This is a genomic window from Pseudomonas sp. NCCP-436 (assembly GCF_019656335.1).
Classification (GTDB): domain Bacteria; phylum Pseudomonadota; class Gammaproteobacteria; order Pseudomonadales; family Pseudomonadaceae; genus Aquipseudomonas.
The window spans coordinates 1-10,952 of record NZ_BPLZ01000027.1 but is presented as its reverse complement, the minus strand read 5'-3'; the positions used below and the strand labels follow the sequence as shown (position 1 = coordinate 10,952).

Sequence of the window (10,952 nt, the reverse complement as noted above, 5' to 3'; positions counted from 1 at the left end):
GGATAACTCACCGATGGAGCGATTGTTCCGCAGCTTGAAATCCGAATGGATTCCGGCGACAGGCTACGTTACCGCTTCGGAAGCTCAACGGGACATCAGTCATTACCTGATGCACCGTTACAACTGGATCAGGCCTCATCAGTTCAACGACGGACTGCCACCTGCGGTGGCCGAAGAAAAACTTAACCCACTGTCCGGGATGGGTTGACCACTACACACACTTGGATGCCAACCATCTTGAGGGCATCATATGGCATAGGGCCTCTACGGCGGCCCAAGGTATGGAGCTGAGCAGCACGGATCAGGCAATGGAAGAAATCATTCGAGTAATGTCCGACGGTCGAGAGATTGACCGGATCGTGTGCTCAGCCCAGCTCAACGAAGGCATGCCTACGGTCAAGTATCGCGAGCAGTATTGGCCTGTTGTCGATGGCTGCATCCAGCTAGATGGGCCTGCCAACCAGGAATGTAGCTCCGCAGAGTGGGCCGCTCTCATCCAGAATCTTTTACCGCCGGTGCTTCCTGATCAAACAGATTCCTGCGAGAAGCTGCTGCGGGACTGCTTTAGGGGAAGCCTACCGCTTGGTGTAACCAAGGCTGTAGCCTCTCTGGTGGCGCTGAGATTCGAACAGCAAGCCCGCGAGCTGCTGGTGGACTTTCTCAGAGAACATCGCAACGCTCACCGGCTGTTTCGACTTTTGCAAATGCAGGCGCTGTTCCGGGAGCGAGCGGGAAGGACTCAAGATAGCGCTGTTATCCCCCCTTCCTCTGTAGCCGAGCTGCCCTTGGAATCAGCACACCTATCTGGAGTAGATATGGATTGGGAGTGGTCCGCGTGTTTAGATGATTCAGAAAAGCCGGATGTGGACGACAGCTCACTCAGGGCTACCGCTAGCAACCTGCAGGAAAGCATCGGTTCATACCGCGCAAGAGAGTCAGGCGCGCCCATCCCGGGGTTTGAAGATCTGACTGAACAAGAGACCTTCATAAACCCGATAAACACCCCATTCCTTAACGAGAGCGCACTGCTCGAGAGAACCTTGCAGCTAGGCAACACTGCCCTCGATCTTCTGAGATATTTTTCTGACAATCCGGGTGACAGGGCAGTACATGCGGAAACGGTGCTTGGATACCCAATGCCGGAAATTCGTCGCCTTCTGCTGGGCTCCCTCGGCCACTACCTTAAGAAGACGGACTCTGGTGGATGGGAATGCCACTCATGGGTCGAGCAAGTACTGTCTGCTCTCAATGAGAATCACAAGGAGGGGTGGCCTAGGTGACTTCAGGAACGCGAGGCAAGCTTTTGCAGCTCCCCAAGCAGCTCATGCAGAACAGTCGATGATCCGCGAAGCTGGCATTCCCATACGACAATCGTCCTCCAACCAGATTCATTCAGAGACTTAATCGCTTGTTCGTCCCTTGCCACATTCCCCAAGAGTTTGGCTTCCCAGAACTCTGTACGAGTCTTGGGAAGCACAGCGAATCGGCAGCCAGGATGGCGATGCCAGAAGCATCCATGTACGAAGATACATACTCTCAACCGAGACAGTACAATGTCTGGTTTTCCCGGCAGATCCTTGCGATGCAGCCGGTAACGATAGCCGTGGGCATACAAAAACCTGCGCACAAGCATTTCGGGTTTCGTGTCCTTGCCCCGGATTCCAGACATCATTCTGGATCTCAGGGCTGGCTCAACGATGTCCATTACGAACCGATTCTAGACAGCGTGGTTTCATGAGTCGTACCCACCCCATTCAGGTCGTTGATCTCTTTGCAGGCCCTGGTGGCCTGGGAGAAGGGTTTTCATCCTATGCAGACAACCAAGGCGAGGTGTTTGAAATCAAAGTCTCAGCCGAAATGGAAAAGTCTGCGCACTCCACTCTTCAGCTGAGGGCCTTTTACAGGCTTCTCAAGCGCAACCAGCCTGAAGATCTAGAGGAATATTACAGTTTCTGCGAAACCGCTGATGCAGCCCCGCCATATACTAGGAGAACTCGGGATGCTTGGAGGCACGCCGAACTAGAGGCGCAGCAGCTCGAACTGGGTACCGCAGAGGGCAACGAACGTCTCGACCGCATTCTCAAGTCCCGCTTGGACGAGACCAAGCCATGGGTTCTGATCGGTGGTCCACCCTGCCAGGCTTACTCTATAGTTGGCCGGGCGAGAAATCGCGGCAAGCAAAACTACAGGGCAGAGGACGACCATCGCCATTTTCTGTACCGAGAGTACCTGCGCATCATCCAAAAGAAGCGCCCCGCCGTCTTTGTAATGGAAAACGTCAAAGGCATCCTCTCTTCACGTGTCGCTGGCGAGCAGATGTTCCCGAAGATCCTGCAGGACCTTTCAGATCCGGATGCGGCATTCGGAGAAAACGGCAACGGCCCTAAGTACAGAATCTGCTCTCTCGTTGCAGACGATATTTTCGAAGATGGTGCATCTCCGGATAGCATCGACCCGGCAAACTACATCATCCGAGCAGAGAACTACGGGATTCCGCAGGCAAGACACCGGGTCATTCTCCTAGGGGTTTCGGAGGAATATTTCAGCGCCTTGGGCGACCACAAACTTGTCCCCTCGACCGGGCCCTCAATAGACCAGGTAATTGGCCGCCTCCCACCTCTGCGAAGCACGCTCACACGAATGAAGGACTCTCCAGAGGCATGGGCAGAGTTAATCCGCCAGAACCTGAAGATGCTAAGTCACGAGTGCAGCAAGCTGACTGATGTCCCCCGCAGACTCACACTCGCAAAGCGCCTAGAAAGACTTGCAAGCACATTCTCGGGTGAGGGGATGAGCAATGGTGCACTCCGCGTTCACCGCAACAGCGAATGGGATGGGCTGACAGGCACACATCTGGATGGCTGGCTCCTTGATGATCGTCTCAGATACTGGCTAAACCACGAGGCTCGTGGACACATGGAATCCGACCTGCGCAGATACGTCTACGCGGCTGAGTATGCCGAGCTTTATGAAGACTCTCCCAAAGGCCACCACGACTTCAATCTCCCGGGGCTGGAGCCAGACCACAAGAACTGGAAAACCGGCAAGTTCAGTGATCGTTTCCGTGTTCAGCGCAGGGGGATTCCGTCCACGACGATCACCAGCCACATTGCAAAGGACGGTCACTATTTCATTCACTACGACCCAAGGCAGTGCCGCAGCCTGACTGTTCGCGAAGCAGCCCGGCTACAGACCTTTCCAGACAACTATTTCTTTCTGGGGAACCGAACCCAACAGTTCCACCAGGTTGGCAACGCGGTTCCCCCGCTTCTGGCGAATCAAATCGCCGGCGTGGTCGCCCGTATCATCAACAGCGGAAAGGCAGCTCGATAGAAGAGCTGTGCAGACAGGGAGTCCAGCCATGCCATCCTCCTTCAAAAGCCGCAGTGCTCCTCCCAAGGCCAGCGCCATGGTCGAAGCACTACGTGGGCTGGGATACAACACCCAGACAGCTCTAGCAGACATCATCGACAACAGCATTGCTGCCGGCGCGAACGAAGTACATATCGAGTTCATCTGGGCTGAGCAGGATAGCCGGGTGCTTTGCCTGGACAACGGTTCGGGGATGACTGCAGACGGACTCGATCGGGCCATGCGTCTGGGCGATCGGAGTCCTCTCCAGGAGAGATCGGCAGGCGATCTGGGACGTTTCGGCCTCGGTCTAAAGACTGCGTCCTTTTCCCAGTGTCGAAGGATGACCGTTGCAACACGTGGCTCCGATGGTCTACAGACTCTCCGCTGGGATCTCGACTTCCTGGCAAACAGCGCCGACGACGGCTGGCATTTGCTAGAGGGCCCCCATCCCGGTTCTGAGGGTTTTCTGGAACGCCTCGCAAGCACAACGGGCACCTTGGTTCTCTGGGAAGAGCTGGATCGCATCGTCACGCCAGGGACAACAGTGCAGGACTTTCTCAATCTGGTCGACAAAGTCGAACAGCACCTGGGAATGGTATTTCACAGATATTTGGAAGGCACCAGGCCCCGACTGCGAATTCTGTTGAATGGCCATCCGGTCAGACCTTGGGATCCCTTCATGACGGATCATCCCGGAAAGCCATATAACCCCCCGGTGTTCAAACACCCTAGCCGCAAGGATATCGAGGCCGAGTGCCACGTTCTGCCGCATAAGGACATGCTCTCCCCCGCAGACTTCGAGTGCCTGGCCGGCCCAGAAGGCTGGACTGCACAGCAGGGTTTCTACATCTATCGAAACGAAAGACTGCTGGTGGCAGGCAGCTGGCTAGGACTTGGCACAGGACGTTCATGGACTAAGGATGAAGCTCATCGCCTTGCCCGAATTCGCCTCGACATACCGAACTCCGCAGATGCGGACTGGAAGATCGACATCAGGAAATCAACTGCACGGCCTCCAGTGTATCTGCGGGACTGGCTGACAAGGCTTGCCGAGGTTACGCGGGGCCGCGCAAGAAGAGCCTTTGCCCATCGCGGCAAACCGACCATGCTGGGCAACAGACAGATTGCAGAGGCCTGGAAGGTCGAAAGACTTTCGGATGGCATGCGGTATCGGATCGACACGGAACATCCGGCAATAAGAGCGGTTCTGGATGATGCTGGCAGCCTCCTACCCCAGCTCAAGGCAATGCTCCGCGTAATCGAAGAGACTGTTCCGGTTCAACGAATCTGGATCGATACCGCCGAAAACAAGGACACCCCCTGCACAGGATTCGACAGGACGCCGTCGCAAGAAGTCAGCGACATCATGATGGTGATGTACCGCAACATGATCGAAAGAAAGGGCTATTCCACCAGCGCAGCAAAGGATCAGCTGAAGCAAATGGAGCCGTTCCACGCATACCCTGCTCTTATCAGCGCGTTGCCAGACAGTCTTTAAGGAGTGCCGCCTCATGTCTGAGGAAAACAAATGGAGTGTGGTCAAGTTCGTTCAGGAAATGCTGGCTGATGAAAAGGACAAGTCGGCGATCACCCCTCAGCTCATTTCCCAGAAGATCGACATGGTGCTGAAGATAATGCCCGGAAAGGCCGAGGGTCTCGATCGCGACTCGGTCACGGAGGAGCTGATCAGACGCTTCAGTGTCTGGGTTGGGGATGACTCATCCCTGATTGACACCACTGGGCATGAGCCATGGCTCACAAGCGAGCGCAAGAAGGACTGGCGATACTGGCAGCGCTACCGTGAGTGGCAGGAGCTGAAATTGCCCCTTAGCGCCATGGAAGCATTGGACAAGACCACTGACAACGTTCTGTCGATGCTTGAAGACCCAAAGCGAGATGGTGCTTGGGATCGACGAGGGATGGTGGTTGGCCATGTACAGTCGGGCAAGACCGGCAACTACACTGGCCTCATCTGCAAGGCAGCAGACGCCGGTTACAAGATCATCATTGTGCTTGCGGGGCTGCACAACAACCTGCGAGCACAGACCCAGATGCGTCTGGACGAGGGCTTTCTGGGCTACGAAACAAGTGCCATCGAAGGTGAAGGAAACAAACTCATCGGGGTCGGCAAAATCGACCCATCTCCGGCACTGCGCCCCCAGTATGTGACCAACAGAACGGAAACCGGCGACTTCAACACCAAGTTTGCGAAGAATCTGGGCGTCTCTCCGGAGCAGCGCCCTTGGCTGTTTGTCGTCAAGAAGAACAAGACGGTTCTGACGCGGCTGCTCACCTGGATCCAGTCCCATGTAGCCGAAACCAAGGATCCGGAAAGCGGTCGCCCGCTCGTTACACATCTGCCATTGCTGATAATTGATGACGAGGCCGACCACGCATCTGTCGACACCGGCGAGAAGGTTGTCGACGAAGACGGTAACCCCGATCTAGATCATGAGCCGACAGCCATCAACAGCCTGATCCGCCAGATTCTCCATGCGTTCTCAAGAAAGGCTTATGTCGGCTATACCGCCACCCCATTCGCCAACATCTACATTCACGAGCACGGTGAAACCGCCAAGGAAGGCCCGGACCTGTTCCCCTCCGCCTTCATCACCAATCTCTCGGCGCCGTCCAGCTATGTAGGGCCTTCGAGGGTATTCGGGCTCGCCGGTGAGAGCGGACGCACGGGTGCACTGAACCTGGTCCGAATAGTTAAGGATCAGTGCTCCCAAGACGGCAAGAGTGGCTGGATGCCGGTCAGCCACAAAAGCAGCCATATCCCACTACTTGAAGGTCAGGACGCAATGCCTGCCTCTCTGACCGAGGCCGTACACGCATTCATTCTTTCATGCGCGATCAGAGGCCTTCGCGGACAGGGCGCCCAGCACAGCTCGATGCTGATTCACGTAACCAGATTCAATCAGGTGCAGCAGCATGTCCACCGCCAGGTTCTGGGCTACATTCACGGTCTGAAGCAACGATTCAGGAGGCGCACCGACCATCTGAGCGCATTGGCGGAATTGAGGAGCCTCTGGGAAAGAGACTTTGTCAGCACCAGCCACGAGATCGCAGCCCAGATAGAGGAAGAGTCGCACCACCCCGCCAACTCTTGGCAGGACATCGAGGCTGTACTGCTGGATGTGCTTGATGAAATCGATGTGCGCATGATCAACGGCAAGGCCACGGATGTTCTTGACTATGCCGACAGCACAACGGGACTAAAAGTAATTGCCATCGGCGGCGACAAGCTTGCTCGAGGATTGACCCTCGAAGGGCTCTGCACCAGTTATTTCCTGCGCGCATCGAAGATGTACGACACCCTGATGCAGATGGGACGCTGGTTTGGCTACCGGCCCGGCTACCTCGATTTGTGCCGCCTTTACACGACCAGTGATTTGGTTGAGTGGTTCGAACATATTGCCGACGCCGCCGAGGAGTTGCGGGCCGAGTTCGATTTCATGATGGAGAGCAGGCTGACGCCCAGAGAGTACGGCCTCAAGGTGCGCTCTCACCCAGTACTTATGGTCACATCGCCGCTGAAGATGCGCACAGCCAAAACCCTGTATCTCTCTTTCAGTGGCGATGTCGTCGAGACTGTCAGCTTTTACACCGACAAGGATATTCTGGAAAAGAATCTGTCGACTCTCATGACCCTTGCTGATGAGCTTGGAAGTCCTTCCCCAATTCCTCCGCAGCAGCGCAATGGCAAGAAGGATAGCTGGAGCGGGATTCAGTGGACCGACGCAACAGCGCAATCGGTTACCCGCTTTCTGCGTGGCTATCAGACCCATCCCGACTCAAGAAAGGTAAAGAGTGATCTTCTGGCAGACTTCATTGAAGAAATGAGTTTTTCCGGGGAGCTGACCTCTTGGACTGTGGCTGTAATAGGCGGTGGGACAGAGAGGACATTAGATGTCGTCGGCAGCTCCGTCAGAATGATGCAGCGAAAGAACAAGGCGACCGAAGGAGAAGGCAAATACTCCATCGGCAGACTGCTATCCCCCCAAGACGAGGCCATGGATCTTGATGAGGCCGCTTGGAACGCAGCGCTTGAGTTAACCAGACGAGCCTGGGTGAAAGACCCGGGGCGCTCCAGACGCAAAGAGCCACCCGAAACCCCCAACGGTCCTGCAATCAGGCATGTAAAAGGCCTGGGTGCAGATGGAATAGAACCTCGACCGGATAAGGGGCTCCTTATCATTTCACTACTGGATCCCGAGGACTCAGACGTCAGCGGTGTAACCACACCTGTCGTGGCATTTGCCATCAGCTTCCCCTCCAGTAATGCCGGCAAATCCGTGCCCTATCTGGTCACCAATGTGCTTTGGGAGCAGCAGTATGGCTCAAGTGAGTGACCTCGAAATTCTGGGAGTCTGGAAAGCACTGTCCGGCAATGCCACCAGTCCCGGCTGGCGCTCAATAGATCTGGTTCAGCAGACGGGCTCCTGCCGAATCAAGGCAGCCAGACACTCACCAGGTAACGAGGAAGCGGTTCTGGTCGGATTTGCGACTACAAAAATCGCGCCGGAGACTCAGCTTCCCCAAGGGCAGGGCTTCCGTATGGAGCGAGCCACACTCGGCGAAACTGGCGGCGATCACAGTTGGCTAGCCATTGTTCGTCAGCCCGCTGGCAGCCTTGAACTGTTTGCCAAGGTAGCTTCCGATATCGTGCACCTCCTCCAGTCATTCAGCGATTCTCCGGAGGAAACGCTCTATCAGCGCTTCCTCGGGCGGGTGCGGGGCTGGCAGGAGTTCATGCGTCAAGGACAAGAAGGCTTGGGCCCAGAGAAGGAGCTGGGGCTGGTCGGGGAGCTGCAATTTCTGAATCTTCTGCTGGATGCAGGCATCCTTCAGTTCACGGCAGTGGACGCATGGAAAGGTCCGCATGACGGATTGCACGACTTCCAGGTCGGCCTTGGCAGCGTGGAAATCAAGTCGACAATGATTCCGGACGGCTTTCCTGTTCGAATTGGCTCGCTTGAGCAGCTGGATGACACAAACTGCCCGCCTCTCTTTCTGGCTGGGCTTCGATTCAGCGCCCAGGAAGCGGGTAAAACGCTCACTGAGCTCGTTGATGCAACTCGACAGCGCCTTGACGCTGACCCCAGCGCAATGCGCCTTTTCGAGCTGGCTCTCCATAAGGCCGGATATCTGGACATGCACGCGGCAGTCTATACACGTCGATTCCTGCTGGCCGACACAAGGTTGCATCTGGTGGACGGGGAGTTTCCCAGGCTAACCCCCTTCAACGTTTCGTCGGCAATCCGCCATGCTGCATATGAGCTGGATCTGTCTCTCGTTACGGCAGCCGATCACTCGCTAAATGATGTACTCGAACAGTTAGGAGTCGTTTGATGGAACTCGTCGACTTTCTGCGTGAAACGCAGGCCGCGATTCGCGATGAAGTTGAAAAGGATATCGGCCCTGGGGAGGCCCCCATTCCTCCTGAGGCCGTATTCACCGAGCATGTGATGACACATATGGCAGACGAGGGGATCACCTTTGAACCTACGGTTTGCCACTATGAAGCACTCGTGCCAGGAAGCTTTGGAGGCAGAGGATCCAACTACAAGGTAAAGATTAGTGGGTATGCTGTATCAGACACTACGGACGAAACGGGCAACCCTGACCGTCTAGATCTTTTCGTCAGCCTTTACAAAGGGCTCGATGAGGTTGAGCCACTACCGGACCCAGAGATCGGAAAAGCCGCCAAGGAAGGACTGCAGTTCCTGAGGTTCTGCGCAACCGGCCAGCTATCCGGCAAGCTCGATGAAACCAATGATGCCTATGCTCTTGTTACCGAAGTCGAGCGCATCTTCAAGACGCTGGATAGCATCCGCATTTTCGTCATCACGGATGCTGTAGCCAAGACCAGAAACTATGCACCGCAGGATGTCGAGGGCAAGCAGGTCCGCCTTGAAGTCATGGACATACAGCGCCTCTTCAACCACTGGCAGCAGGGCCGTCCGCGCGATGAGCTGGTAGTCAACTTCCGGGACATCTGCGGCACTGCGCTGCCCAGCGTGTGGGTACCAGGATCCGGAGACGATGAGTATGACTACGCCCTGACAGCCGTACCCGGCGAAGCCCTGCGATTCCTCTACGAGAAGTATGGTCCCCGGATCCTCGAGGCAAACGTGCGCTCCTTTTTGGGAGTTAGCAGCAAGGGGGTCAACAAGGGAATCCGTGACAGCCTGCGCGACCACCCCGACCGTTTCATGGCCTATAACAACGGCATCGTCGTTGTTGCCGACCAGGCCAAGCTCGATACCGCGGCAGATGGTTCGACAGGCATTCTCTGGCTCCAGGGCATGCAGATCGTCAATGGCGGTCAGACTACTGCTTCCATCTACTTCGCCAAGAAAAAGCATCCGGACATCGATCTTTCCAGTGTGCGGGTTCCGGCCAAGATCATCGTGCTCCGCTCCGGGCAGGCTGATGATGAGGAACTGATTGCCAATATATCGCGGTATGCGAACAGTCAGAACGTTGTCAAACAGTCCGACCTTTCCGCCAACAAGCCCTTCCATCGCGAGCTGGAAAAACTGTCCATGCGTACTTACTGCCCCGATGGAGTTGGACGCTGGTTCTACGAGCGCTCAGCTGGCAGCTACAAGGTGATGCTGGAGAAAGAAGCAACTACCCCTGCACAGAAGAAAAAACTCCAGGCGACAATTCCCCCTTACCGGAAACTTACCAAGCCCGACCTAGCTAAATTCCTGTTTGCCTGGGATCAGAAGCCCCATATCGTCAGCCTCGGCAGTCAGAAAAACTTCCAGGCATTCATGGATGAGCTGATGGAAAGGGAAAGTGCTGGTGAGAACGTGATACCGGATCAGGAGCAGTACAAAAAGATGATCGCGAAGGCGATCCTGTTCAAGTCAGCTCACAAAATCATCCGCCCCATGTTCCCGGCATTCCAAGCCAACATCACGTCCTACACAGTTTCGATTCTAGCGCTCAAGCTGGGAGCGACCCTCAATCTGAACCGCATCTGGCAAGAACAATCAATATCACCGCAACTTCATCGCCAGATCGCGATATGGGCGGAAGAGGTCAATGACGCACTTCATCGAGGAGCCGGCGGGAAAATGATCTCCGAGTGGGCCAAGAAAATCGAATGCTGGTGGAGAGTAAGGGACACTTCCTACTCTTCTGAGCTAGGTGATATCACCGAATTATCCTAACCATTGGCTGGGTAATCCCCCTATTTTCAGCACACGCCAGAAGTAGAGGTCAGGCCGCGAGGGTCAACTTCTGTTTGGGGGTGATGCCTCCCAAGGCCATGTTTGGCCGTTCGTGATCCCGCCGCGTCAGGATAGTTGTCGTGTGAGTTGATTCGATGAGTCTTGGTCGGTGGGCGGAAGTGAGAGCCGTGTGGCGCGTTATTCGATAGAGCATCGGGAGTGGGTGGTGCGGCAGATGATGCCGCCCTTGAACCGGACGGTGCCGGAGCTGGTGGAAGCGACAGGGGTTCTACCCCATTTCCACGGACGGTTTGAAAAGGGCTGAAAACTTCAGATCTTGCCGGGCGACTCTACGACGCATTCGTGGGTTATGAAACCGCTCGATGTAGTCGAATAGATCCGCCCGTGCTT

Annotated in this window: 8 protein-coding genes and 1 pseudogene; 7 read left to right on the top strand and 2 right to left on the bottom strand. The window is 55.6% G+C overall.

Annotation, left to right across the window (positions count from 1 at the left end; translation table 11 throughout):
* Both NCCP436_RS17300 and NCCP436_RS17295 read left to right on the top strand, forming a co-directional pair.
* A partial coding sequence (locus tag NCCP436_RS17300; protein ID WP_220805209.1) for an integrase core domain-containing protein occupies positions 1-208 on the top strand: 208 nt, incomplete at its 5' end.
* A 100-nt stretch (positions 209-308) separates the two neighbouring features.
* Positions 309-1,280, top strand: a complete 972-nt coding sequence (locus NCCP436_RS17295; protein ID WP_220805208.1) for a hypothetical protein — start codon at positions 309-311, stop codon at positions 1,278-1,280.
* A gap of 2 nt (positions 1,281-1,282) precedes the next feature.
* Here NCCP436_RS17295 and NCCP436_RS17290 read toward each other — a convergent pair whose 3' ends face one another.
* Positions 1,283-1,705, bottom strand: a complete 423-nt coding sequence (locus tag NCCP436_RS17290; protein WP_115299280.1) for a very short patch repair endonuclease — start codon at positions 1,703-1,705, stop codon at positions 1,283-1,285.
* Positions 1,706-1,734: 29 nt separating this feature from the next.
* On the opposite strand from NCCP436_RS17290, the gene NCCP436_RS17285 reads away from it, so the two are divergent.
* From NCCP436_RS17285 to NCCP436_RS17265, 5 genes are all read left to right on the top strand, one after another.
* A complete protein-coding gene (locus NCCP436_RS17285; RefSeq protein WP_220805207.1) occupies positions 1,735-3,333 on the top strand; it encodes a DNA cytosine methyltransferase in 1,599 nt (532 codons plus the stop codon).
* Positions 3,334-3,409: 76 nt separating this feature from the next.
* The gene (locus NCCP436_RS17280) at positions 3,410-4,852 is read left to right on the top strand and encodes an ATP-binding protein (RefSeq protein WP_220805210.1); all 1,443 of its coding nucleotides are present in this window, start codon (positions 3,410-3,412) and stop codon (positions 4,850-4,852) included.
* A 13-nt stretch (positions 4,853-4,865) separates the two neighbouring features.
* On the top strand, positions 4,866-7,709 hold the full coding sequence (locus NCCP436_RS17275; protein WP_220805206.1) for a Z1 domain-containing protein: 2,844 nt from the start codon (positions 4,866-4,868) through the stop codon (positions 7,707-7,709).
* Positions 7,693-8,709, top strand: a complete 1,017-nt coding sequence (locus tag NCCP436_RS17270) for a PD-(D/E)XK motif protein (RefSeq protein ID WP_220805205.1) — start codon at positions 7,693-7,695, stop codon at positions 8,707-8,709. The genes NCCP436_RS17275 and NCCP436_RS17270 overlap by 17 nt, the downstream gene beginning before the upstream one ends.
* Positions 8,709-10,541, top strand: coding sequence for an AIPR family protein (locus NCCP436_RS17265; protein WP_220805204.1), 1,833 nt, complete (start codon positions 8,709-8,711; stop codon positions 10,539-10,541). The genes NCCP436_RS17270 and NCCP436_RS17265 overlap by 1 nt, the downstream gene beginning before the upstream one ends.
* Before the next feature lie 289 nt (positions 10,542-10,830).
* Here the strand turns inward: NCCP436_RS17265 and NCCP436_RS17260 are convergent.
* A pseudogene (locus NCCP436_RS17260) lies at positions 10,831-10,952 on the bottom strand (IS3 family transposase); the annotation flags it as partial.

What these genes read in the sequence shown, in the direction of transcription:
- NCCP436_RS17295 (WP_220805208.1), top strand. Translation starts at nt 309, where the DNA reads ATGGAAGAAATCATTCGAGTAATGTCCGACGGTCGAGAGATTGACCGG.
- NCCP436_RS17290 (WP_115299280.1), bottom strand. Translation starts at nt 1,705, where the DNA reads ATGGACATCGTTGAGCCAGCCCTGAGATCCAGAATGATGTCTGGAATC.
- NCCP436_RS17285 (WP_220805207.1), top strand. Translation starts at nt 1,735, where the DNA reads ATGAGTCGTACCCACCCCATTCAGGTCGTTGATCTCTTTGCAGGCCCT.
- NCCP436_RS17280 (WP_220805210.1), top strand. Translation starts at nt 3,410, where the DNA reads ATGGTCGAAGCACTACGTGGGCTGGGATACAACACCCAGACAGCTCTA.
- NCCP436_RS17275 (WP_220805206.1), top strand. Translation starts at nt 4,866, where the DNA reads ATGTCTGAGGAAAACAAATGGAGTGTGGTCAAGTTCGTTCAGGAAATG.
- NCCP436_RS17270 (WP_220805205.1), top strand. Translation starts at nt 7,693, where the DNA reads ATGGCTCAAGTGAGTGACCTCGAAATTCTGGGAGTCTGGAAAGCACTG.
- NCCP436_RS17265 (WP_220805204.1), top strand. Translation starts at nt 8,709, where the DNA reads ATGGAACTCGTCGACTTTCTGCGTGAAACGCAGGCCGCGATTCGCGAT.